Here is a 24815-nt window from a genome sequence, read left to right as displayed (position 1 = left end):
AAAGGTTTGTAACCAACTATTCATTAATAGTTGGTTACAGTTATCTCAAAGACCCATATCTTTTAATCCAGGACTATGCTCATTTGGCATTTCAGGAAGTTCTGGTACAGGAAAACCTTTTGGCGGGTCAGTTACTGCTAATGTTCCTTTGTTTCTACTTGGTGATTCACCTTGGAATATTTCTCCTATTCTTGTTGGATCTAAGCTAAAATTAAATTGTGCGTTATGGAATCCCATGTCTACATACTTTCTGCACTCTGGGTATTTATTAATATCATAGTTCGGCACAGGGAAGAGTTTCCCCCATTCAACACCCAATGTCTCTAAAGCTTTTGCGAAAGCATTTTGATGAGCATTATCACGTACAATTAAAAATGCAAGTGTTTCTCTAAAAGTTTGATTGGAACTCATTTCATAAATTCGAGTTTTTTGAAGTACACCTGTAGATTCAAGTACTACGTTATCTAATAAATCGCTAATTAAATTCCCATGACTATATACCCAAGATCCATTCCATGGGTTGCCAGCTGCATCAACAGGCAATGAACTTTGAGCACCTACAATAAAGTGGTGAGGATTTGCATGTTTAACCGCTTCATCAAGTGGTGCGTTGTCAACACCAGCATTTCCTGGCGTAGGTTCACCAGATCCAGTTAATAGTTGATTAATTGTATGTTGTACAAGTTCTACATGGCTTATTTCCTCTAAAAAAACACCTCGAAGTAAATCGCGATATTGCTTCTCTTTACCTCTAAAATTTGAGCTTTGGAAGAAGTATTGCATCATTGTACGCATTTCGCCATAATGCCCACCTAATATTTCTTGTAAAACTTTTGCGGCAGCTGGATCTGGCTTGTCCGGCTTGATAATATTAATCAGTTCTTCTTTATAATAAAACATGAAGTACACCTCTTTTAAGTTAGTTAACATTGTTATCGTGTCCGCTAATTGGTTACTTAATACTCAAATTCATTTTTTTACCAATAAATCATGATCTCAAAATGCAAATTCTTTTGGAAATAACTATTTTCGATATGAGATGAAAATGGGGGAATAGCTACTTACAATTTAATAAAAAAGATAAGATTACGGAGTGTAATCTTATCTTTTTATTAAGAATAATAAATTGTATCTTCAAGGTTTTAAAATGACTTTTATACAATCATCTTCACGATTATTAAAAATTTGATAACCATAGCTCGCTTCTTCAAGGGGGATTTTGTGTGTAATAATCTCTTTTGGATCGAATTCTTTGTTTATTATTTTTTCAAATAGTTCCGGCATAAAATGAATAACAGGTGCTTGTCCCATTTTAAGGTTAATATTTCTAACCCAAAATGCTCCGAGTGGAAATGCATTATAATTGCCACCATAAACGCCAGTCATTTGAACCGTTCCATATTTTCTTACGGCTTTCGTAGCGATTTGAATAGGGCCGAGAGTTCCGCCTTGTAATTTTAATTTTTGTTCTAGAAATTCTAGTGGCGATTTTTTTCCATCCATGCCCACGCAATCAATGACTACATCGGCACCGCCATGTGTGATTTCCTTTAAATGTTCTCCCATATCGGGGAATTTTGTAAACTCAAATACCTCAACATTGTTAATCTTTTTTGCATAATTTATACGATAATCTAAGTAATCGACTGCGATTACACGCTTAGCACCTTGCATCCAAGCAAATTTTTGTGTCATTAATCCAACAGGCCCGCAACCAAGGACGATAACAGTATCACCTGGCTTAACACCAGCGTTTATTACACTCCAATAGGCTGTTGGCAAAACATCGGATAAAAACAGTAAAGATTCATCTTCAAGTTCGCATGATTCTGGTATAACAAATGGAGTGAAATTTCCAAAAGGAACTTTTAAATATTCTGCTTGTCCACCTGGATGGTTACCAAATTTCTCTGTATAACCAAAGTATCCACCAGAATCATAATGAGGATTGGAGTTATCACATTGGCTTTCCATTTCATGTTGGCAATAAAAACAATGTCCACAAGAAACGTTGAAGGGGATGACAACACGATCTCCTTTTTTCACTTTAGTAACATCTGGACCAACTTCTTCAACAATGCCCATTGGCTCATGACCAATAATGTAACCTGGAGGTAAAGGCATGTTGCCCTGATATAAATGTAAATCAGAACCGCAAATAGCAGTTGAAGTAATTTTTACAATAATATCATCTTTTTTCTCTAACTTTGCATCATCAACCTGTTTAACTTGTACTTGGTTTGGTCCTTGATAGGTTACAGCTTTCATCTCATATCTCCTTAGGAATCATTTTTCATAATTTATCTCGCTATTTGCCGGCTGCCCGTAAAAGCCCGATTGATGAGGGCTGATAATCACCCGGGGATGAACAAAACCCCACTGATTAAAATTTCACTTTATATGTATCTCCTGATAAAATATAAATTTTTAGTAAAGAGAAACCTGTACATAGTGTTGTTATGAAAGTATGTTATAGCAACTCTTCTTTCTTATATCTTTTGCCCTATTTTAAGAAGAAACTCAATAATTATTCATAATCTAATTTCCATAAAAAGGATAATTATTATTTCATAATTTGTCGCATATTAAAAACATCGGAGGTGAAATAATATGGCAAACAATAATAGTGGAAATCGTAATGAATTATTAGTTCGAGGCGCTGAACAGGCTCTTGATCAAATGAAATATGAAATTGCACAAGAGTTTGGTGTACAACTTGGTGCAGATACAACAGCTCGTTCAAACGGATCTGTTGGTGGTGAAATTACAAAACGTTTAGTTGCAATGGCTGAACAACAACTTGGTGGTAGAGCTAACCGCTAAGAGAATTCGTATAAAATAAAGCGAATATGTAAATCAATTTCTTTTGTATATGTATAAAAATAAAAACCCTTATAGTAAATGGATTCTCACTCAAAGATTATTGATAATCTTCTTTCATAATCTTTGGGTATTTAATTTGTAAACTACTTTCCTAAACAATAAACACGCAGTGTTGGAAAGGTGTTTTCCATGCATAGTAGAAAAGCTTTTGCAGGAAAAAGCATACTTAAAAATTTGATTTCAATATTGAAATCAATATTGATTATGATATTTTCGAAAGGGAGGAATTTAAAAATGGGTATTTTAAGTGGAAACCCTCAAAATGAACCGTTACATTACGGAGAAGTATTTGATATTTGGAGTTATCTTCTAGCCGCACAAGGTGGAATCGCAAGCCATCAAGTATTTATGAATCATACAGGTGACGAAGATTTGAAGAAGTTTTTAGAAAGCTTAATTGAAAATGATATGAATTCAGAAATAGAAGAGTTAAAAACTCTTTTAAAAGTTAATGGCGTAGCTTTACCGCCAGCTCCGCCAGAACGACCAGTTGCATCTATTGAAGACATTCCTCCTGGAGCACGTATTAATGATGCAGAAATTGCAGCAGCGGTTTCTACAGGATTAGCAGCTGGACTTGTGACATGTAGTCAAGTGATGGGAAAATGTCTTCGAGAAGATGTAGGGATGCTATTCGGACAATTTCATATGAAAAAAGCACAAGCAGGTGTAACTTTGCTACGTTTAAGTAAGAAAAAAGGGTGGGTAGTTCCACCTCCATTACATGTGAAAAACTCTGATCAAGCTTAATAAACAAAAATAAAAAAGTGGCATTGGCCACTTTTTTATTTTTTAGATGTATCCTCAACTTTGGATTTATTTATTGTAGAAGAATCCATATATTCATCTGACATTTCCATAGCATATTTATCATGATGAATATGATTGTGATTTCTTAATTCATCGTCGTTACGCAGTACTAACCTCTTCATATAAATGTGGAAGAAAACCTCTATTCCGCCAATGATTAAAGCGGCTAAGAATGAAGAAAGTCCAATATTACGAGTAGCATCTAAATTAGTAAACAAGTATGTTAAAAGCCAAATTCCGAAGAAGCTTAAGCCGAAATCTGCCATTGTAGCAATCGTATTTCCGTATTTAGGTAAAATGAAGAGATCGCCGATTAAATAGGCAGCTCCTGTTAAGAAAAGAGAAATGAGTAATACTCTAGGAATGGAAATGCCTTGAAAGATACTGAGTACGATAAGTAATACTGCAGTTATCGCTGTGTATTTAATTAATAAAGCAACAATATGTTTCATCATTTTCCTCCATTGTTTAAACGTATATGGAATAAAATATTTCATTAGAAACGGGTTATGCTTTTATATAGCGTAACCCGTTTCATTTTCTGATGGAGGCCTATTTATAATATCCCATGGCACGTATATTGTATTTCGTTCTCCTATACACTATTATGTTGGGCTTAAAGGGCATCAATTATACCTTTGAATTCACGGTCGTAATTACCAATTAATTAGCTATATATTTTAGCATGTAATTTAACATATTAAAGAAAGAAGGAGGTGAATGAACATGTCAAACAATAACAGTGGAAGCAGCAATCAATTATTAGTACGTGGCGCTGAACAAGCTCTTGATCAAATGAAATATGAAATTGCTCAAGAATTTGGCGTACAACTTGGTGCAGATGCAACAGCTCGTGCAAACGGATCTGTTGGTGGTGAAATTACGAAACGTCTTGTATCATTAGCTGAGCAACAACTTGGCGGTGGCGTTACTCGTTAATTTTATATATGAAATGGATATAAAGGAGAGGCATGCCGTCTCTCCTTTCTCATACATTTTTATTTGTTTAACTTTTAGACTCTCGAGGTTTTAAATACATAATGAATTTTTTGTGAAATAAAAGGATAAAAGATAAGAGGTTATATTTGATGCGAAAGGGGCAGAAAAAATGAAATATGAAGCGTTATTTACAGTTGAGATTTCTGTAGGAAGTGAGAAAGTAGCAAACCATAAAATAAAGGCACATGATGTCGTTGATGTTGTTGAAAAGCTTGCTGAAAAGTACTTAAGTAATCATGAGGGACATTCTCAAAATGAATAAAGGAGAATCGTAATATGACCTGTCATGATGTTAAGAACAAAACGAAAGAAAAAAAAGATTTAAAATGGTGGCAACTCTCACTTATTGGAATTGGTTGTACGATAGGAACGGGCTTTTTTTTAGGATCCAGTATAGGGATTAAAATAGGTGGATCTTCAATTATTCTTATTTTGATTTTAACTGGATTCACTACATATATTGTATTTGAAGCATTGGCAAAAATGGCTGTGGAAGATCCGCAAAAAGGATCGTTTCGCATTTATTCAAGAAAAGCTTTTGGAAATTGGGCGGGTTTTAGTCACGGATGGACATATTGGTGTTCGGAGTTGCTTATTATGGGCAGCCAGTTAAGTGCGTTAGGAATCTTTTCACGTTACTGGTTCCCTAAAATACCACTATGGATATTTGCTGCTGTATATGGAGTAGCGGCTATATTAATTATTTTTATAGGGGTAAAGATATTCGAACGTTTAGAAAAATGGATGGCTATTATAAAAATCGTTGCTATTGTGGGGTTTATTGTAATTGCCATTTTAGTTATTTTAGGATTTATAAAGGGTGGTTTATATAAGGCACAAATCCCGCGTAATTTTAAAGACTGGTTCCCAAATGGATTAAAAGGCACTTGGTCCTCTCTAATTTATGCATTTTATGCATTTGGAGGAATCGAAATTATGGGGTTAATGACAATAAGACTGAAAGACCCTAAAGATGCACAAAAGTCAGGAAGAGTAATGTTAATGATTTTAACGATTATTTACGTAGTCTCTTTAGGGTTGGCAATTATGATGGTTCCGTTAAATCAGTTTAATACGAAAGAAAGTCCTTTTGTAATAGCGTTACAAGACTATAATTTACCGTATGTGCCATTTATTTTAAATGTAGTATTAATTTTAGCGGGCTTTTCAACGTTAGTTGGTTCATTATTTGCAGTGACAAGTGTATTAATGAACTTAGCTGAAGAGGGTGATGCACCTGCGATGTTTGCGAAAAAAAACAAGAAGAATATCTCTTTTCCAGCTTTAATTCTTATCATAATGGGGCTTGGTGCTTCTATCCTTAGCGCTTTATTACTACCAAAAAATATATATGAATATGTAACAACTGCAGCTGGATTAATGTTGTTGTATACATGGAGTTTAATTCTTCTTTCCTTTTGGAGACTAATGAATCCAAAAGGGTGGATGCAGATAAAAAGTATTATTGGTCTTATTATGATTGCACTAGCTGTTAGTGGAACACTATTACAAAAAACAACGCGTTTTGGTTTCTTAGTGAGCTTGTTGTTTTTAGGAATAGTTATTATTGTTACTATAATTGTTCATTTTGTCTCACGAAAAAGGAATCCAGCTATATGAAGTATCTTTCTTTTCACACCATGAATAGTATGTCAGAACTAAATAATAGAAGTTATTGAAAAATGATTTGGTAAGTTTGAAAACCAAAATATAATCCATAAATAATAAGTGATATTCCAGATACTACTGTTATAAGAGACAATATACGTGTATTCAAAATTTTACGAAATATACTAGATGTACTTGCCATCGTAATATCCCAAATAAAAATGCCTAAAATAATCCCGAAACTATATAACAAAAGCTGCTCTTTATTATAGGAAGAAGCGGCTTTTGCTAATATAGAGCCGAAAATTCCAAGCCAAAATAGAATTGTTAATGGATTAGATAAGGACATAAAAAAACCAGAAAAAAAGCTTTTAATAACTGAATCATCATTTCTCGTATTACTAATGCTAATTTGATTTGCATTTTTTAAACTTTCGATACCTGTATAGATTAAAACAAAAGCGCCGAAAGACCATAAGAAAAGTTTTATAATATCTTTTTCGAGGAAATGAATGACACCTAAATAAATAAGTGCCATGTAGATGACATCTGCAAGTAAGGCTCCTATGCCAAGAATCCAAGCGTGAAAAAACCCACTCCTAATACCTTTTTCTAACTGTGCAGCATTAATAGGCCCCATTGGAGCAGATAATGATAAACCTAAGAAAACATAGCTTAAAAATATGCCCACGTATGATATGCTCCTCCCACTAAATTTGATCTATATTAAATCTATTCAGTGGTTAAAGTTTGTACAACTAAATAATAAAAAGTGGAGTGGGTTACTTATTTTTATGCAAGTATTTTATTATTCGAGAAAAGGGACACTTGGATGGAATTGTTTCATCATCACGTAAAAAATATTGTTGCCATTCATAATTATCTTTTTCACCATAATCTTTAAGAGAAGGGTGAATAGGAGCTTTGTCATAAGCGGCTAGACGTTGACGTATTAAGTTTTTTAGTTTTCTACTGCGTTTCTCAGAATTCATAATTCCCTGTAAAACCCACCTAGGAGTTAAAGCAAGCATCATACATGAAAAATGTCTACTTTGTCTATTGACATGGGCAGGTGTAGCGCAGTAAACAAAATATGATTCATTATGAAAGCAAAATTCCCAAGTGTTTTCCATAGGATCATTTGGAATGTGCATAGGCCATTCCATTTCGTCCAAACGGCTAGTTGTATTAAGTAGAGACCAATAAATATGTTCAAAATCTTCAACTGTAGTTTCTCGCAGTAAATCTATTGGTGTATGAATAAAAACAATAAGTGAAGCGTATTGCCCTGTGTCTCTAGAACATTCCGTATATTCTTTAAGTAATGTTGCAAAATCAGCGCTAGTATTCGTATCTCTAGGATCACCTATGAATCCGTACCGGAGGTGATTGGCTGTAAAGCCGTGTTGAGCTGGGATACAAGGGAACGGCTTATTTTTATCTGTCATTTTTAATTTAAAAGAACGGAAAGCTTCTTGTTGCCAATGTGGAAGGTTAGTAATATTTTTTTGTAAAGAGTCTTTATCATAAAGCATAGTCATCTTTTTATCCCTCCTAAGTCATAATATATAACCTATTAATTATTTAAAAATAGGTGACTAACACGGCTAGAATAATTATTTTTTAATCTATAAAAATAAAATGATTTAATGAAGAATCCCCTTCAATGTAGTTACTTTAATAGTTGATCTTTAATAACGTATAAATTTAAGTAGCTATAAAATTTGAAAAATATATAAGGAATATGTAGGTACAATGTTCACATTTATATTTTCTAACTAATATGGTTTATAACGAAACAAGAAGGGATGTATTATGATGGGGATTTTTAAGGAAGAAAAAATTAAATTTATAGATTGTAAAGGCGAGGAAGTCATTTTGAAAATCAAAATTAAGGATATAAAAAAGTAGGGAAGAGGAATTAAGGATACTTTATTGTGATTAACATAGAAGGATGAAAAGTAACCATGAATTAGATTGAAATGAATTCAGTAGTATAGGCCCTTTTTGAATTTTTTTGCATATTGTAGCATGAATGAATATTAAGGGGGAACGTCTATGTCTTATCCTAATCAACTAGCTTGGCATGAAACATTGGAGTTACATGAATTAGTAGCATTTCAAGCAAACGGTTTAATCAAATTAAAAAAATCAGTTAGGAATGTACCTGATCAAGCACTTCAATCGTTATATATTAAAGCTATAAATGCCATCCAAAACAATTTACAAGAGTTAGTACAGTTTTATCCATATGCTCCTGGATTTCAATCGCAACATCGTGATGACACTGGATTTTACGCTGGAGATTTGCTTGGGTTAGCAAAGACATCTGTTCGAAATTATGCAATAGCGATTACTGAAACTGCAACGCCTCGTCTTAGAGAAGTTTTAATCCGTCAAATAAATGGTGCTATACAATTACATGCACAGGTTTTTAACTTTATGTATGAGCGTGGTTACTATCCAGCTTATGATTTAAAGCAACTATTAAAAAATGATGTTCAAAATGTGCAAAAGGCAATACAAATGCAATATTAAAATGAAGATTTGGAAATTATCATGAGAGAAAAACTATAGTTTATTTATAGAGGATCAAATAATTAAGACTATATGATAATTTCCATTGTTAATAAATTAATTAAATGCTAAAAATATAGATTCATTCTAAAATATTAAAGAAATTATACTAGCGCTATTTTAGAATGGTGAATTCCTTAAAGCTTTTTTAGTGAGTTTTAATAAAATATTAAATACGCTTGAGAATAAGTATTTATATGATACATCTAATTGAATGTTATTTTCCTTCGGCACTAAGTATGTTTAGCACGTTTTTCTTTTGGGAAAAATAAGAATATACATTAGTGGAAAGGATAGGATTTAATGTTTACCAAAACCGATAATACAAGCTATTTAACCTCTTCTGTTTATTTGACCCGTAATCTATGGTCAGGTATCTTGTTTGGGCTAGGGTTAGTAGCTTTTATAGATGAAACTATTTTTCATCAACTGCTACATTGGCACCATTTCTATGATAAATCTACAACAGATATTGGACTCATTTCAGATGGTCTTTTTCATGCTTTTAGTTGGTTTGCAACGATTGGTTCCTTGTTTATGGTTGCTGATCTCCGCCGTAGAAATGCATTTTGGTTGAAAAGATGGTGGAGCGGATTAATGCTTGGTAGTGGTGGATTTCAATTATATGACGGTATAATTCAACACAAACTAATGAAAATACATCAGATTCGATACGTAGATAATGTTCTTATCTACGACGTAATATGGAATATAATTGCGACTGTAATGCTCTTAATTGGCATTCTGCTAGTTTTTCAGACAAGAACTGATGAAAGATTATTGAGAGGTAAAAGCTTAAATGAACAATAACCATCTTCATCATGAAATATGGAATGCACTGGATATTTTACTATTCGTATTCATTTTAATTATGTTAATAATTTATATAGTAGCCACGATTTTATCAAATAGCCATTACAAACGATGGCCGTTATATCGAAGTGTCTTCTGGATTTTAGGACTTATTTGTGTGGCAATAGCAGTTGTTGGGCCCTTAGCTCATCGTGCTCATAATGATTTCACAGTGCATATGCTTGTGCATTTACTCCTTGGGATGCTTGCTCCAATTTTTATAGCATTAGCCGCTCCAATGACTCTTTTTTTACGAACGCTCAATGTGAAAGCAGCACGACGTCTTTCAAGGATACTAAAGAGTAGGCCTCTACAACTTCTTACTCATCCAATTATCGCAACCTTACTTAATTTAGGAGGACTATGGATTCTCTATACGACTAGCTTATACTCGATGATGCACGAAAGTATACTTCTTCATTTGTTCATACATTTCCACGTTTTTATTGCAGGATATCTGTTTACCACATCAATGATTTATGTTGATTTAATATCCCATAGGTATAGCTATACGTACCGATCAATTATTTTAATAATTGCATCAGCTGGTCATGGGATATTATCAAAATACATATATGCTCATCCGCCTGCTGGTGTAGTTACTAAACAAGCAGAAATTGGGGGCGTGCTGATGTATTATGGCGGAGATTTCGTTGATATTGTTCTTATTTTTATACTTTGTTTGCAATGGTCTAGGGGTAGCAGAAAGAGAACAAAAGTTAATAATGTAGTAAGGGCATGGGATGTATCGGATTTTTTGAAACTAAAAACTTTGAAATGAAATGTAGTTAAACTGTATTATGGATTAAGTATGGTATGAACAAAATTTAAAAAAGTATGTTAAAAGTAAAAAGAGCAGTTATTTATTATGACTGCTCTTTTTTATGGTAAGAAGTACAACCTGGGTAAGAAGCAGGCTACACTACAGGTAGTGTTTGCGGAATATCGAGTTTTATTCAACAAGGATAGTTCCATTCTTAAAATAGAGAGGTCGCCTAAGGTTATTGTTTTCACATATTTTAACATTCTTTGACATTTTGATTTTGTGAGACATTTTAGTTTTTTGTTTAATTTATGTTTTTATCTACATATTTTCCATAATCAGGTGTAGCAATTTTATCAAATTCTTGAACCAGTGTATTGAGGCTTGTTGATAGCAATTCACCTGACATTGGTATCCCATGTCCAGTAATAGCGACTAGAGGCTTTAATTCTTCTAATTTAATGACTGATTCTTTAGCTGCTTTCCAGTCTGTTGTTAAATAACGAGGGGGTCCGCTTATTTCCTGTTCTTGAGTTATTACTTTATACAGATACTCCTGTTTCACTGTAACAAAAGCGTCCCCAGCAATTAAAGTTCGGTCTTTCTCTCTGAATAATGAAATATGCCCAGGAGTATGCCCTGATGTATGAATCCATCTAAACTCTGGCATATGGGGAACAGTTCCATCGGTAGGTAGTGCTTTTACGCTATTTCCTAAATCAATCGGTTCATTAGGGAACAGGGGAGACATTTTCGCTACCATACCACCTTCAACTGTTGGATCTGGTTCAGGATAGCTTTGTTGTCCAGTCAAAAACGGTATCTCCATTTGATGGGCATAGACTGGAACATCCCAATATTTAATGAGTTCAATTATTCCTCCAACATGATCAAAATGGCCGTGAGTTAAAATAATTGCTTTTGGGCGACTATTGGTACCAAATCGATTCTCAGCGATAGAGATAATTTCCTTTGCACATTTAGGCATTCCAGCGTCAACTAAAACAAAATCATCGGTATGCGGATTCCCAACAAAACATATGTTGACGATTTGAATCGTGTAGCAAAACAAATCAGGCAATACTTCGATGCCATGACCACTTTCAATTGAAGTTGCTGGAATAAACTTATAATCACTTCCATAATTCATCTCATTGTCCACTTTTTATCCCCCTTACTATATGTTAATACGACATTATAGTTCCCTAATTTCTCAAATCCATTTTGGAGGATTTGAGAAAAGAATGAGTGGGGGATTAAAAAAACAATAATTTACTCCTAGAATTAAGGTGGAGACATATCAATTTATATAAAGTGCAAACAAAAAATATTGATTGTAAAGTCGTAGTTTCTACTATTATTTTGAGTTTAAGTGTATATCTTTTAAGAGGATATACCAAGTTCTTTTATTTTGATAATTACTTGAAACTTGAATAGGGAAAACATGATCAAGCCCCCATTCTAATTCGTTTATTTCATTTTCAAGTCCTGTTGGATAGAGTAAAAGAATCTTAAAATTATTTTTAACAATATTCGATAAAACGGTTTGTAATTCTAGTGCTTCAGTCAAGTTTCCGCCCCATCTAACAAATAAAATGGATTGTGAATGATGAATTTTTTCGTAAAAGTTATCAATTCTTCGATCTAATTTTTGTTTAAAATCATGGTATGTGATGAACCAATCTTCATTTGGAATAACAGGGAAATCATGATAAGATGTTACGTTATATTTTGTGTCTTTTATAATATGAGAAAAAACAGGTTGTATCACACCATCATTAAACACAATATTTTGTTCCTGCATTGCGTGCATGTTTTTTAAATCCATAAAGTCTATAAAATTATTTTTCAATAATGTGTTGATAGAAGAAAGATTCGGTGATTCAAACCAATCTAGAGGACCTGAATATTTCCGCAGCCTATATTTTTTCAGATGGATAGCGGTATAACAATTTCCCCCTAAACTAATAACATCATCATAAATTCCTTGAAGTTTTTTCATTTCCAATACAATCATCCTTTTTTTGGGAAAATAGGAGAACTAATTCATTATAAATAATATATGTATGTATAAAACCTCCTGTGAAAAGGCTCACAGGAGGTTAAACTAAAGCGTATTTCGAGTTATATACTATTTGTCGAGGTAAGAATTGTGTGTGATAATTAATGGCGTGTTATAAAAAAGGAGAAAAACAGAAGTACATTGAAGTTAGTTGTGAATAAATTATAATTTAAAATTGAGCGGAAATAAGGAGCCCCAGTTACTTCATTATGCAACTGGGGCATTTTTTAATCTCTTCCTAACTTAATTATATCATGTAAATCAAGTTCGAAATAGACTGTTTCTTCTCATTTACTACTGTTACAATCAAGAACACATGAATAGTAAGGAGAGGTGCCAAATGAGTTCTTTCGTTCTCGGTTTTCAGGAAATAGAAAAAACACAGCTTTTTCTCGTTGGTGGAAAAGGATTGAATTTAGGGGAGTTATCCAATATTCAAGGGATACAAGTGCCAGAAGGTTTTTGTGTTACAACGGTAGGGTATGAACAGGCCATCGGAAAAAATGAAGCATTTCAAACTTTGTTGAATCAATTAAAAATGCTAAAAATTGAGGAACGAGATCAAATTGGTGAAATTAGTAAGAAGATTAGAGCAGTCATTATGGCGGTGGAAATTCCAGTTGATGTAGTGGAATCAGTAGCTCATTATCTCTCGCACTTTGGCGATGAACATGGGTATGCAGTGCGTTCGAGTGCTACTGCTGAAGATTTACCGTATGCCTCGTTTGCTGGTCAACAAGATACGTATTTAAATATTATTGGAAAAGAAAACATTTTGCAGCATATTAAAAAATGCTGGGCTTCTTTATTTACAGATCGAGCGGTTATATACCGAATGCAAAACGGTTTTGATCATAATCAAGTTTCTATATGTGTTGTCATTCAAAAAATGGTTTTCCCTGTGGCTTCAGGGATTTTATTTACTGCGGATCCGATTACTTCGAATAGGAAGGTGTTGTCAATCGATGCCAGCTTTGGACTTGGCGAAGCGCTAGTATCTGGATTGGTTTCTGCAGATAATTATAAGGTAAAAGAAGACGAAATCGTCGAAAAGGTCATCGCAACGAAAAAATTAGCCATCTATGGACGAAAAGAAGGCGGAACAGAGAGAAAGAAAATTACTCCTAATAAGCAAAAAGTTCAAACACTTACTGAACAACAGATTTTACAACTAGCACGCATCGGAAGACAAATCGAAGCTTATTTTGGTTGTCCGCAAGATATTGAATGGTGCTTAGTTGATGATACATTTTATATAGTCCAAAGCAGGCCAATTACGACTTTATATCCAATTCCAGAAGTAAATGATGGGGGAAATCACGTTTATATATCAGTTGGTCACCAACAAATGATGACCGATGCGATGAAACCATTAGGTTTATCCTTTTTCTTGTTAACGACTAATGCTCCTATGCGCAAAGCGGGAGGAAGGCTGTTTGTTGATGCTACGCAACAATTAGCTTTACCTGCTAGCAGAGATTATTTAGTAAACACTTTAGGGAAATCGGATCCACTCGTAAGAGATGCATTAACGACTATAATCGAACGAGATTATTTTATTAAATTATTACCGGATGAAGAAAAAGAAAAGAGTGCTAGTAAAAGTAAGCCACCAGTAAGTTCGCAACCAGAAATCGAAATTGATCCAGCAATCGTTACAGATTTAATAAAAAATAGTGAAGCATCAATCGAAGAGTTAAAGCGAAACATGCAAACGAAATCAAGGGTGGATGTACTTGATTTTATTTTGGAAGACATTCAGCAATTAAAGAAAGTATTATTTAACCCGCAAAGTATAGCGGTCATTATGGCAGGTATGAATGCTTCGGCTTGGATCAATGAAAAAATGGAGCAATGGCTAGGCGAAAAGAATGTAGCAGACGCGCTTTCTCAATCGGTACAAAATAATATTACGTCAGAAATGGGGCTAGCATTAATGGATGTTGCTGATGTGATTCGGCCGTATCCAGAAGTTATTGCGTATTTACAACATGTAGAAGAGGATAACTTTTTAGATGAACTTGTTCAGTATAACGGCGGAGAAAAAACTCGAGATACAATCATTGCTTTCCTAAATAAATATGGAATGAGATGTAGCGGAGAAATCGACATTACGAAAACGCGCTGGAGTGAGAAGCCAACAACCATTATCCCAATGATATTAAATAATATAAGAGACTTTGAATATGGTGCGAGTAAGCGGAAGTTTGAAGAAGGACTGCAAGAAGCTTTGAAAAAAGAAGAAGAATTATTAGACCGATTGCAGCACGTGCCGGATAGTAAACAAAAAGTAGAAGAAACGAAGCGAATGATTCGTAATATCCGTAATTTTATTGGCTATCGTGAATATCCAAAATACGGTATGATTAATCGTTATTTCATATATAAGCAGGCGTTATTGAAAGAAGCTGAGCAACTTGTGCAGAGCGGTGTCATTCATGAAGTTGATGATATTTACTATTTAACTTTTGAAGAGCTTCACGAAGTTGTTCGCACGAAGAAACTAGATTACGAAATTATTCATAAACAAAAAAATGATTATAAATTATATGAAAAACTAACGCCTCCGCGTGTAATGACGTCTGATGGAGAAATCATTACAGGTAAATATAAACGTGAAAACCTTCCAGCTGACGCGATTGTAGGCCTGCCTGTTTCTTCAGGAGTGATTGAGGGAAGAGCTCGCGTTATTTTAAACATGGAAGAAGCGAATTTAGAAGAAGGAGATATATTAGTTACTGCGTTTACTGATCCTGGCTGGACACCATTATTTGTATCTATAAAAGGATTAGTCACTGAAGTCGGCGGGCTGATGACCCATGGAGCGGTTATCGCACGTGAATATGGATTACCAGCAGTTGTCGGGGTAGAGAATGCTACGAAATTAATAAAAGATGGGCAACGAATACGGGTACATGGAACAGAAGGGTATATTGAAGTGTTGTAATGAAATAAAAGATCATCCGCTATAAATAGTGGATGATCTTTTATTTTGCAACAACTCATTTCTTTAAACCAGCCGCATAAAAAGGACCATGAACTGCGATTGTTGATAAAAAGCGAGCAATCTCCTCAGGTGTTTCTTTTTGTCCATTATTTAACCATTGTTGGATGACACCTATATGCGCAGATGCCATATAAGAAGTTAAGTATTATTGCGACACTTGTAATTGGGTTTGGTCTTACATGGATTGCGGATGGGATGGTAGGGTTAAATATCTCGAACTTCACGGATACAGCTCTATTCTTATCCATTACTTCTTTTAGTTTCTTCTTAATGATATCTGCGGTACTTTCATTAGTTGGGCTAAAAGGGATCGGTTTATTCGCTTTATTACTATTCTTCGGGGCGCCGTTATTATCGTTAGCACCTGAGATGTTGTCTCCGTTTTATCAAGACTGGGTTTACTCATGGTTACCAATGAAATTTATGATTGAAGGCCTAAGAGAAATCTTCTTCTTCGGAAAAGGGTTAAGTTGGAATACTCCTGTTACTGTACTCGTTTGGATTGGTATAGTAAGTATGGTTACTATATTAGCAACTGCACTCAAACGTAGTGTAGTAAAAGGGCATGAAACAGAATTGAATGCTTAAAAACAAGCTGTTTCACTAATTAGTGAAACGGCTTGTTTTTGATTTTTTCTCAATGTAAATGCCTGATTGTTGAAAAGTGTATTGTTTAGAATTAAGTCGGAATCTCTAAAAATCGCGTACGTTCCAAACAATCTCACCACGTTCATCATCCCACGTACTGTGATGACGCTTAAATCCTATCTTTTCTAGCACCCGGAGGGAAGCGATATTCCAAGCACCTACAGTCGACCAAAGTCTTTGGCGCCCAGTAGCAATCGCTGCGTCCAGTACAATAGATGCCGCCTCAGTCGCATAACCTTTACCATGAACGCTACGGAACAACTCGTATGCAACCTCCGGCTCTTCAATTGTGGAACGTCCAATAATTAAGCCACAGTATCCGATGAAATCACCTTCATTGCGCCTTCGAATAGTGAGAAGAGAAATGCCATTTTCGTCTGCCTTCTTGCGCATCTCAATGAGCCGGTTACGAACGGAATCAACGGCTGGAATGTCCACGCCACGTTCGCCAATTAATTTGCTCAGCCAAACGGAATCGGATTCCTCCCACATACTAAGCTCAAGTCTTTCGGTTTTCAGCTGGAAGGCCATAGTTTTAAATAAAGATGGCATAGTGGTACCTCCTAGTTATATGACTGGATTCATAATAGCTTCGCATCTCAACACCACATCTGGTTGGAAACCTGATTCATTCGCGAATTTATAGCAACAGCGTACAAAAAAATAGTGATATTTTATCCGCTATTTGTCGTGTAGTAAAATCCCCACTGAATATAGTTTCACTTTATGAATAAGCAATTCCTTTGCAAAATAGACCCTTTTCTCAAACTTTTCTTTCAATCTAAAGCCGTCCCGTTATATACATAGGCTCCTACTATTTCTAAATGCATAAAATGTTAAGCGAAAGTATGAAGGGATACGATGTATAATTCGAATTATTATGATTGGTATAGACAAAATGATAAGTTGATTAGTGATATTGAAAAAGCTATAAATGGAGAGTATAGCGCTATAAGCTGCTATGCAAAATTAGCGAATATGGCTCCAAATCAAGTAGAACAAAAATAAATTTTTGAAATTCGTAATGATGAAATAAAGCATTTCCACAACTTTGTACAAATTTATACGAACTTAACTGGCAGGCAGCCGAAAGCACAAATTACTGAAAACTGTTCGAATACGTATTTACAAGGATTAGAGTTTGCTATACAAGATGAACAAAATCATGCAGTATGGTTTTTATATTACTTCCTGAAGTCGAAGTGAGCATTAAGAATGAACGGCTAATGTGGTGCATATATTAGAAAACATTTTAAAACGTAGTGCAACAATTGAATAAAATATTTAGAGGAAGTTTCTAATTCATTATATATTCATAGATTTGCGGTGAAACGGAAGTATAAGGGGAACGGAATTGGCGAATGGATTTTACAGTGGATAGAAGAGAATGTACAACATGACAAAGAGTATTTGAAGTTAGATTGCGTGGGGCATAATCGTACGTTGAATGATTTTTATAAGAAAAATAGTTTTGAATATGTTGGGAGTACGGATGGGCTTAGTAAGTTTCAAAAGAAAAGGAGAATGTGAATGCATCCAATTAATGTAAGTTTAGTTAAAAAGTTAATACAGGAACAGTTTCCTGAATGGGCCCATTTAGAAGTGAAACCTGTAAAGTTTAGTGGGCATGATAATAGGACGTTTCACTTAGGGGATGAGATGAGTGTAAGATTGCCAAGTGATGTGGCATATGCACCGCAAGTAGAGAAAGAAAATAAGTGGTTACCACTATTAAGTAAGGGGCTTTCTTTACCGATTTCTACCCCACTTGCGAAAGGAAATCCGTCTGAAGCGTATCCATTGCCTTGGTCTATTAATAAGTGGATAGAGGGAGAAACAGTTACGAAACAAAACGTTCGGGATTTAAATGAATTTGCGGCGGACTTAGGATCTTTTTTAGTAGAATTGCAATCTATTAATGCGAGTAACGGACCTTTAGCTGGAACACATAATTTTTACCGAGGCGGACTTATATCTGTATATGATGAAGAGGCGAGAGTTGCTATTGAAAATAATAAGGATGTTTTTGACGAGGCATTATTAAAGCACCTTTGGAATGTAGCACTTAGTTCAACATGGGACCGTAAGCCAGTTTGGATTCATGGAGATGTAGCACCGGGGAATTTACTCGTTAAAGAGGGAAAACTTTGTGCTGTAATTGATTTTGGTATTTTAGGTGTAGGAGATCCTGCTTGTGATGCAGCGATGGCGTGGACGTTTTTTGATGAAAATAGTAGAAATGTATTTAAAGAAGTATTACGCATGGATGAAGAAAAGTGGAATAGAGCGAGAGGATGGGCTCTTTGGAAGGCGTTAATTACATATGATGCGAATAGGGATAGTAATGAAAAAGTAGCAGAAGAATCGTATCGTATCATTCAAGTGATTGTGGATGATTATGAGAGGTAATAGAAAAGCCTATTTTAAAATAGGCTTTTTCATATGATTAAATAGTAGAAATGGAAAGAAGGAATATAACATAATTATACAGAATATTTAGATAATAGGAGGTGTCGAATTTTGAGTGAAATTGAATTAAAGAGTAATGTAATTAAGACAGGGCGAGAGAAGGGGATTATTCTTCGGTTTATACTTGCTAGTCTCGTTGGGGTGTTTATGTTTTTCGTTCCTGTTACGATAAACGGTGCATCGTCTATTATGATTGATCATATCGTATCGTGGATTAGGGCTTCGGTTCCAGGCGTAGTACCTTATTATGCATTGTTCGTTATGGCGATTGGTGCGATTTATCCATTTTATACGAAGAAATGGAATGCATCTATCGTAGACATTTGTTTTTCTATTTTAAAAGTAGTTGGCGTTGTTTTTGGCATATTATATTGTTTAAAAGTAGGACCAGCTTGGTTCTTTGCGCCAGATGTTGGACCGTTTTTATATGAGAAGCTAGTCATATCAGTAAGTTTGCTCGTTCCAATTGGCTCGGCGTTTTTAGCGTTATTAGTCGGATATGGATTGCTTGAATTTATCGGTACATTCTGTCGTCCGATTATGAGGCCATTATGGAATACGCCGGGGAGATCGGCAATCGATGCAGTTGCGTCCTTCGTTGGAAGTTATTCGCTTGCTCTCCTTATTACGAATCGCGTGTATAAAGAAGGAAAGTATACGACAAAAGAAGCGGCGATTATCGCTACAGGATTTTCTACAGTATCCGCTACATTTATGATCATCATCGCAAAAACATTAGATATTATGCATTTATGGAATGTTTATTTTTGGACTACACTTGTTGTAACATTCATCGTGACTGCTATCACCGTAAGAATCCCGCCCCTCAGTAGAAAACCAGATACATATGTAACAGAAGAAGGGTTCCCAGAGCCTGTTTATAAAGAGAAAATGTTAGAACGTGCTTGGGAAGATGCGTTAGAAGTATCAAAATCTGCACCGAGCATTATGAAAAACATTGCAGTGAATTTAAAAGATGGATTTATTATGACGATGGGAATTTTACCATCTATTATGTCAGTAGGATTAATTGGTATCGTCTTAGCGAAGTTCACGCCAATATTTGATTGGATTAGTTATATTTTCTATCCATTTACATGGCTATTACAATTACCGGAAGCAGAATTAGCTGCTAAAGCCGCATCAGTTGGTATTGCAGAAATGTTTTTACCGTCATTATTAGTAGTAAGTGCACCACTTGTGACAAAGTTTGTTATTGCAGTTGTTTCCGTATCATCTATACTGTTTTTCTCTGCTTCCATTCCTTGTATATTATCAACAGATATTCCGTTAAAAGTATCTGAACTTATTATTTTATATGTGCAGAGAACGATTTTAACGTTGCTTATCATTACGCCGATTGCTTATTTGTTGCTTTGAAGTTTTAATAAGATAAAGTTATAAAAAAGAAGCCGTCTGTAAAAAGAGGGCTTCTTTTGTTTAAAAGCGGGATATTTTTATTTATTTTTCGTATATGACGTAACGCTTCTTAAGAAGATTCCTAGTCCCGCAAAAAAGAACCCTAAGCATAATAAGCTGCCTGGCGTTCCCCAAGTAATTTGATCTAACATTTTTTATCCCCTCCCGTTTATCATTATATAGGATTTATTGGAAATTATGAAAAGCTTCTTTTTTAAGGGTTACTGATGAGTCTTCCTACCGTATAATACGAGAAGAATATATTTGAAAAGAATTTTTTTATTATATTTTTTTATTCTTATAATACGTTTTTAATTCTTATGATATAGTAACAACAAAGGGGGCTTACAAATGGAATTTATTCACGAAAGAGCAAAGTTGCGGTTAATGGATAATACTGATGTCGAAACTTTGTTTTCGATTGTAGAAGGAAATCGGGATATTTGGGCGTATTTAATCTCTAAAACGGATAGTGTGCAAGATATGCAACAATACGTTCAAAAAGCGATAAAGGGTTACGGAAGAGGTACTCAAATACCTTTCGTAGTCGTAGATCAACAGACGAATAAGATTGTAGGAAGTACACGTTTATATAATATTTCAGTAGAAGATAAGACAGTTGAGTTAGGGCAAACGTGGTATCATCCGAGTGTGCAACGTACGAGTATAAATACAGAGTGTAAGTATATGCTTCTCCAGTATGCTTTTGAAAAACTGCATATGCTTAGGGTACAAATTAAGACGGATGCAAGAAATGAAAAAGCACAACGAGCAATTGAAAGGTTAGGAGCAGTAAAAGAGGGTGTGCTTCGAAATGAAAGAAAATTACCGAATGGTTATGTGAGAGATGCGGTGGTGTACAGTATTATCTCGAGTGAATGGCCAGGCGTAAAAAAACAATTGTTAGAAAAATTAGAGTTATATAAAGAAAAGTTATAATTCGTGTTTTGAAAGGTATATTGTTCGTGATATATGAAAAATATACCTTTTTTCTTACAAAATGCTACTTTATTTTAATTCCTTTTGTTTCATCGTTCCCTTCTGAGAAAAAATTCGTTACAATGTAGTTGTATGGTAATAAACTTATGAATTTAAAAAATGTAATGAAAACCGCAAATGAAAATGAATTGATAATCCTCAATTTTAAATGAAAACCCTTTTATATATAAATAACAAGTAAAGTTCCTTCTTTTAAATAAACTCAAACAAAACGATTTGATATAAATGTTTTTTATAGAAGTATGGATGATGTACGGAGGCAATTACAAATGAAAGAGAATAAGAAGAGTAAGAAAAGACGAATCTTTCAAGTATTTTTACTAATGATTTGTTCTGCTATTTTATATGTAAGTTATGCAGCTTACGATATTTGGAGTTATCGTTTTAAAGCAAATGATGACGTGAAAACGGATGCTGGTATCGTACTAGGAGCAGCTTCGTGGAACGGAAAACCATCTCCTGTATTTAAAGAAAGAATTAATCATGCGATTTCTTTATATAAGAACGGAAATATTAAAAAGATTATTTTTACAGGTGGTACAAAGTTCGAGGCAGAACTTGAGGAAGCACGTACTGCAAGAGTATATGCAATGAAACAAGGTGTAAAAGAGGAAGATATTTTAATTGAAACTAAATCCCTTTTCACTGAAGAAAATTTAAAAAATGCGAAGCAAGTTGGAATAGAGAACGGAATACGCACATACACGATTGTAAGTGATCCACTTCATATGAAACGCGCAATGAGAATTGCAAAACATATTAATATTGAAGCGTATGCTTCACCAACGCCGACATCAGCATATAAAACGTTAGACACAGAAATTCCATTCTTCTTTAAAGAATTATTCTCGTATATTGGATATGTAACCTCTTTGCCATTAAAGGCATTGAAGGGAGATTAACATAAGAAAAGAACCTATCCTTAAATAGGAACTTTTCTTATTAGTCAAAAACATTGTATTTTTATCGGAATAGTGAAACAATAGAGAGGTAGCTTCATATAATCATAATGAAAAAGTGAGCGGTTGATGAATCGAACATAAAGGAGATTATAGTATGGCACTCTCATTTGTTGAAACAGAAGAACAATCTTTCATTATTGCACAAATAAATAAATTGATTCCGAAGTTCATGGAAAGGGAGCATCAGCTAAGTGAATTAGGATCATTTCCGTATGAAAATATAAATGATTTGAAAGATATCGGATATACGAAATTAACATTACCGAAGGAATTTGGTGGTAGTGCGATTTCTTTATATGACTTTGTTTTATTTCAAGAGAAAATCGCGGAAGGCTGCGGAGCTACTGCATTATCGATTGGCTGGCATCTTGGCATTGTGAAAGAGCTAGCGGAAAATCGCTCTTGGAATGATGAGATGTTCAAATGGTTTTGCGAAGAAGTACGTAATGGTGCGCTCTTTAACAGGGCAGCAACAGAACCGAAAACAGGGAGTCCGACGCGTGGCGGCAAACCAGAAACAATAGCGGTTCAACAAGGCGAGAAGTGGGTTATAAATGGAAGAAAAACTTTTACAACGATGGCGCCAGTACTTGATTATTTTATTATTTCAGCAAGTATGGAAGGCCAAGAAGAAGTTGGTGAGTTTGTTATTCCAAGAAATACACTCGGTGTATCTATTGAAGAAACGTGGGATAGCGTTGCAATGCGAGGGACTGCTAGCCACGACCTTGTCTTACAAAATGTAGAGATAGAAAGTCGCTTTTTTACAGATATAAAAGGCGGGAAAGTAAAACAAAAGGGTGTTGGCTGGTTGCTACATATACCAGCATGTTATTTAGGAATTGCACAATCAGCAAGAAATTATGCAGTTCAATTTGCGGAATCATATAAGCCAAACAGTTTAAACCATTCTATTAGTTTATTGCCAAATGTTAGAAAATTAATTGGAGAATTAGAACTTGAGCTTATGCAGGCTCGTGTCTTTTTATATCAAATTGCGAAAAAGTACGATGAGGCAGAAGATAAACTATCACTGCAAGCAGAATTAGCAGCCGTGAAATACGCCGTAACAAATGCGGCGATATCTATAGTGGATAAATCGATGCGCATCGTAGGAGCAAAAAGTTTATCAGAAAAAAATCCGCTCCATCGTTACTATTTAAATGTCAGAGCAGGATTACACAATCCACCGATGGATGATGCAACATTGTCTATGTTGGCGGATGCGGCGTTTCGGTCGTAGTTTTTAAATTTTACATTTTATTGTTTGTGGATATTATAGTTGTTTTGAAAGCACGGGTTTGATTAGTAATCAAACCCGTGCTTTTTATGTGTATGAAGTACTTAGTTGAGATGTAGGTTTTTAATATAAATGATTATCATGGTTTGTGATTGTTTCTTGTTGAAAAATTCTTATTGTAATGCCAGTTTGGAGGCTGTATAAACATTTTTCGTATTTAATCCCAAATTAATGGTCTTTCTAAGTTTACCATTCGTAAATATTGTAAAAATTGACCTGCATGGACCGCATCATGATAGGCAATTCGTAATAGCATATCGCCTAAATATCGTTGATAGCCAACATCGCTTCTATCAATAAGTCTTGAATCTAGTTCGGCTATGCTTATTGATTGAACATATTCTATGAAGTCAGTAAAGTATGATTGTGCCAATTCAATTTCTTTTTTTACACAAGTAATCGGCTCGTCATCATACGTGATACGTATGTCGTTTATTGAACCGTTGTTTTTTATAATCATATGGTAGTAAAAAGTTGAACTCCATACATGACGAATCATCTCACCAAAAGACATAGCCTCAGGATCAGGCTTCCAATTAAGAAAATTATTAGGAAGAGAATTCCATAATTTTTCTGAGCGCCTTCTCGTTTCTTTCAAATTTAATATACTAAGATCAATTGCATTCATAATAAATTCTCCTTTACTATTAAACTTAAAATAATTGTATCAATTTAATAGTTAGGGTATCATCGAAATATGAATGTATATCCGAATATCTCATATATAGCTAAACTAATTGCTGAACCTACAAGAGCAATCATATTAGATTGTCTAATGAATAATCAGGCACTACCCGCTAGTGAATTGGCTTATATGGCAAAAGTGTCACATCCAACAATTAGTTCTCATCTTTCTAAATTAGTAGAAGGGAATTTACTTACAGTTGAACAACATGGTAGACATCGTTACTATCGACTTGCTAATCAAGAAGTTGCAGAAGTGCTTGAAAAGTTAGGGACAATCGCACCAACAGTTCAAGTTCGCTCTTTAAAACAATCAGGTCAACTAAAACAAATTCGTTATGCTCGAACTTGTTATGATCATCTTGCAGGCAAACTTGGTGTAGAGATAACTGAAAAATTACTAGATAGGCAATTTATAATTTTAGAGGATGGAGAATACATTGTAACGGAACAAGGTAAGAAATGGTTTCTGAATTTTGGAATAAATGTTGATGAGGCAGATACAAAAAGGAGGGTATTTGCAAAACCTTGCCTTGATTGGAGTGAACGGCGTTACCATATTTCCGGTTGGTTAGGGTCTGCAATTGCAAAACTGCTTTTTGAACAGGGATGGATTACCAAAACGGATAAGAACCGAGCTGTCCATCTTACAAAGAAAGGTGTAAAGTTATTGGAAGATCAATTAGGCATTGATATGAAAACTGAGGAAAGAAAAGCTTGAAATTAGAAAAGTCCGTCAAAATGACGGGTTTTTTTCATTATGGTAGGAGTGT

General features: G+C 34.6%; 24 protein-coding genes and 4 pseudogenes. 18 read left to right on the top strand and 10 right to left on the bottom strand.

Translation table 11 applies throughout. The features are described from left to right. Window positions 1-45 precede the first annotated feature (45 nt). Both MR143_RS09440 and MR143_RS09435 read right to left on the bottom strand, forming a co-directional pair. Window positions 46-900 (bottom strand): manganese catalase family protein, encoded by an 855-nt coding sequence (locus MR143_RS09440; protein WP_000500355.1) that lies wholly within the window; start codon window positions 898-900, stop codon window positions 46-48. Window positions 901-1134: 234 nt separating this feature from the next. Further along, the gene (locus MR143_RS09435; protein ID WP_000649073.1) at window positions 1135-2268 is read right to left on the bottom strand and encodes a zinc-dependent alcohol dehydrogenase; all 1134 of its coding nucleotides are present in this window, start codon (window positions 2266-2268) and stop codon (window positions 1135-1137) included. A gap of 342 nt (window positions 2269-2610) precedes the next feature. Here MR143_RS09435 and sasP point away from each other — a divergent pair, with 342 nt between their 5' ends. Both sasP and MR143_RS09425 read left to right on the top strand, forming a co-directional pair. Continuing rightward, a complete protein-coding gene (gene sasP, locus MR143_RS09430; RefSeq protein ID WP_000002833.1) occupies window positions 2611-2823 on the top strand; it encodes a small acid-soluble spore protein, SasP family in 213 nt (70 codons plus the stop codon). A gap of 294 nt (window positions 2824-3117) precedes the next feature. After that, window positions 3118-3633 (top strand): DUF3231 family protein, encoded by a 516-nt coding sequence (locus MR143_RS09425; RefSeq protein ID WP_000512139.1) that lies wholly within the window; start codon window positions 3118-3120, stop codon window positions 3631-3633. A 35-nt stretch (window positions 3634-3668) separates the two neighbouring features. Here the strand turns inward: MR143_RS09425 and MR143_RS09420 are convergent, their stop codons facing one another. Continuing rightward, on the bottom strand, window positions 3669-4145 hold the full coding sequence (locus MR143_RS09420; RefSeq protein ID WP_000680682.1) for a YndM family protein: 477 nt from the start codon (window positions 4143-4145) through the stop codon (window positions 3669-3671). 274 nt (window positions 4146-4419) lie between these two features. Here MR143_RS09420 and MR143_RS09415 point away from each other — a divergent pair, with 274 nt between their 5' ends. From MR143_RS09415 to MR143_RS09405, 3 genes are all read left to right on the top strand, one after another. Then, window positions 4420-4632 (top strand): alpha/beta-type small acid-soluble spore protein, encoded by a 213-nt coding sequence (locus MR143_RS09415; protein ID WP_000069660.1) that lies wholly within the window; start codon window positions 4420-4422, stop codon window positions 4630-4632. A 169-nt stretch (window positions 4633-4801) separates the two neighbouring features. Continuing rightward, window positions 4802-4954, top strand: a complete 153-nt coding sequence (locus tag MR143_RS09410) for a hypothetical protein (RefSeq protein WP_000872948.1) — start codon at window positions 4802-4804, stop codon at window positions 4952-4954. Window positions 4955-4968: 14 nt separating this feature from the next. Continuing rightward, the gene (locus MR143_RS09405) at window positions 4969-6312 is read left to right on the top strand and encodes an amino acid permease (RefSeq protein WP_000128225.1); all 1344 of its coding nucleotides are present in this window, start codon (window positions 4969-4971) and stop codon (window positions 6310-6312) included. A 52-nt stretch (window positions 6313-6364) separates the two neighbouring features. On the opposite strand, the gene MR143_RS09400 is transcribed toward MR143_RS09405, so the two are convergent. Then, on the bottom strand, window positions 6365-6991 hold the full coding sequence (locus MR143_RS09400) for a LysE family transporter (RefSeq protein ID WP_000510852.1): 627 nt from the start codon (window positions 6989-6991) through the stop codon (window positions 6365-6367). A gap of 91 nt (window positions 6992-7082) precedes the next feature. Next, the gene (locus MR143_RS09395; RefSeq protein WP_000178273.1) at window positions 7083-7841 is read right to left on the bottom strand and encodes a YqcI/YcgG family protein; all 759 of its coding nucleotides are present in this window, start codon (window positions 7839-7841) and stop codon (window positions 7083-7085) included. A 517-nt stretch (window positions 7842-8358) separates the two neighbouring features. Between MR143_RS09395 and cotF the strand changes: the two genes are divergently transcribed. The 3 genes from cotF to MR143_RS09380 all read left to right on the top strand — a co-directional run bounded on the left by cotF (window position 8359) and on the right by MR143_RS09380 (window position 10510). Further along, window positions 8359-8838, top strand: a complete 480-nt coding sequence (gene cotF, locus MR143_RS09390) for a spore coat protein CotF (protein ID WP_000121386.1) — start codon at window positions 8359-8361, stop codon at window positions 8836-8838. A gap of 342 nt (window positions 8839-9180) precedes the next feature. Then, entirely contained in the window at window positions 9181-9687 is a 507-nt protein-coding gene (locus tag MR143_RS09385) for a DUF2243 domain-containing protein (protein WP_000494506.1), read from the top strand. Then, window positions 9677-10510: a cytochrome c oxidase assembly protein gene (locus MR143_RS09380; protein ID WP_001063498.1), complete on the top strand. Its 834-nt coding sequence runs from the start codon at window positions 9677-9679 to the stop codon at window positions 10508-10510. Before MR143_RS09385 ends, MR143_RS09380 begins: the two co-directional genes overlap by 11 nt. Window positions 10511-10796: 286 nt before the next feature. Here MR143_RS09380 and MR143_RS09375 read toward each other — a convergent pair whose 3' ends face one another. Both MR143_RS09375 and MR143_RS09370 read right to left on the bottom strand, forming a co-directional pair. Next, on the bottom strand, window positions 10797-11654 hold the full coding sequence (locus MR143_RS09375; RefSeq protein WP_000368277.1) for an MBL fold metallo-hydrolase: 858 nt from the start codon (window positions 11652-11654) through the stop codon (window positions 10797-10799). A 195-nt stretch (window positions 11655-11849) separates the two neighbouring features. Then, window positions 11850-12509 (bottom strand): DUF1796 family putative cysteine peptidase, encoded by a 660-nt coding sequence (locus MR143_RS09370; protein ID WP_202822194.1) that lies wholly within the window; start codon window positions 12507-12509, stop codon window positions 11850-11852. Between the two features lie 385 nt (window positions 12510-12894). On the opposite strand from MR143_RS09370, the gene ppsA reads away from it, so the two are divergent. After that, on the top strand, window positions 12895-15501 hold the full coding sequence (gene ppsA, locus MR143_RS09365) for a phosphoenolpyruvate synthase (RefSeq protein ID WP_000094228.1): 2607 nt from the start codon (window positions 12895-12897) through the stop codon (window positions 15499-15501). Window positions 15502-15556: 55 nt separating this feature from the next. Here ppsA and MR143_RS09360 read toward each other — a convergent pair. Beyond that, window positions 15557-15706, bottom strand: a pseudogene (locus MR143_RS09360) (TetR-like C-terminal domain-containing protein); the annotation flags it as partial. Window positions 15707-15708: 2 nt separating this feature from the next. On the opposite strand from MR143_RS09360, the pseudogene MR143_RS09355 reads away from it, so the two are divergent. Beyond that, window positions 15709-16149 (top strand): annotated as a pseudogene (locus MR143_RS09355) (ABC-2 transporter permease); the annotation flags it as partial. Window positions 16150-16254: 105 nt separating this feature from the next. Here the strand turns inward: MR143_RS09355 and MR143_RS09350 are convergent. Next, window positions 16255-16761, bottom strand: a complete 507-nt coding sequence (locus MR143_RS09350) for a GNAT family N-acetyltransferase (RefSeq protein WP_001139525.1) — start codon at window positions 16759-16761, stop codon at window positions 16255-16257. Between the two features lie 309 nt (window positions 16762-17070). On the opposite strand from MR143_RS09350, the pseudogene MR143_RS09345 reads away from it, so the two are divergent. The 7 genes and pseudogenes from MR143_RS09345 (at window position 17071) to MR143_RS09315 (ending at window position 23301) form a co-directional block, all read left to right on the top strand. Next, window positions 17071-17415, top strand: a pseudogene (locus MR143_RS09345) (ferritin-like domain-containing protein). 81 nt (window positions 17416-17496) lie between these two features. Further along, window positions 17497-17739: pseudogene (locus MR143_RS09340) on the top strand (GNAT family N-acetyltransferase); the annotation flags it as partial. After that, window positions 17740-18618: an aminoglycoside phosphotransferase family protein gene (locus MR143_RS09335; protein ID WP_000553384.1), complete on the top strand. Its 879-nt coding sequence runs from the start codon at window positions 17740-17742 to the stop codon at window positions 18616-18618. Between the two features lie 111 nt (window positions 18619-18729). Then, the gene (locus MR143_RS09330; RefSeq protein ID WP_001289420.1) at window positions 18730-20058 is read left to right on the top strand and encodes a YjiH family protein; all 1329 of its coding nucleotides are present in this window, start codon (window positions 18730-18732) and stop codon (window positions 20056-20058) included. Window positions 20059-20448: 390 nt separating this feature from the next. After that, complete coding sequence (locus MR143_RS09325) at window positions 20449-21036, top strand: GNAT family N-acetyltransferase (protein WP_242280714.1); 588 nt, start codon at window positions 20449-20451, stop codon at window positions 21034-21036. Window positions 21037-21365: 329 nt separating this feature from the next. After that, window positions 21366-21998, top strand: coding sequence for a YdcF family protein (locus MR143_RS09320; protein WP_000662216.1), 633 nt, complete (start codon window positions 21366-21368; stop codon window positions 21996-21998). Between the two features lie 154 nt (window positions 21999-22152). Continuing rightward, complete coding sequence (locus MR143_RS09315) at window positions 22153-23301, top strand: acyl-CoA dehydrogenase family protein (protein ID WP_001218340.1); 1149 nt, start codon at window positions 22153-22155, stop codon at window positions 23299-23301. A 214-nt stretch (window positions 23302-23515) separates the two neighbouring features. Here MR143_RS09315 and MR143_RS09310 read toward each other — a convergent pair whose 3' ends face one another. Further along, window positions 23516-23986 carry a DinB family protein gene (locus MR143_RS09310; protein ID WP_000991285.1) on the bottom strand — a complete coding sequence of 157 codons (471 nt, stop codon included), beginning with the start codon at window positions 23984-23986 and terminating at the stop codon, window positions 23516-23518. A gap of 69 nt (window positions 23987-24055) precedes the next feature. Between MR143_RS09310 and MR143_RS09305 the strand changes: the two genes are divergently transcribed. Continuing rightward, window positions 24056-24763, top strand: a complete 708-nt coding sequence (locus tag MR143_RS09305) for an ArsR/SmtB family transcription factor (protein WP_001103802.1) — start codon at window positions 24056-24058, stop codon at window positions 24761-24763. Window positions 24764-24815: the final 52 nt, after the last annotated feature.

It is taken from the genome of Bacillus cereus group sp. BfR-BA-01347 (assembly GCF_022663835.1).
GTDB classification, from domain to species: Bacteria; Bacillota; Bacilli; order Bacillales; family Bacillaceae_G; genus Bacillus_A; species Bacillus_A thuringiensis_K.
The sequence above is the reverse complement of the archived record's forward strand: the minus strand, read 5'-3'. Positions and strand labels throughout refer to the sequence as shown.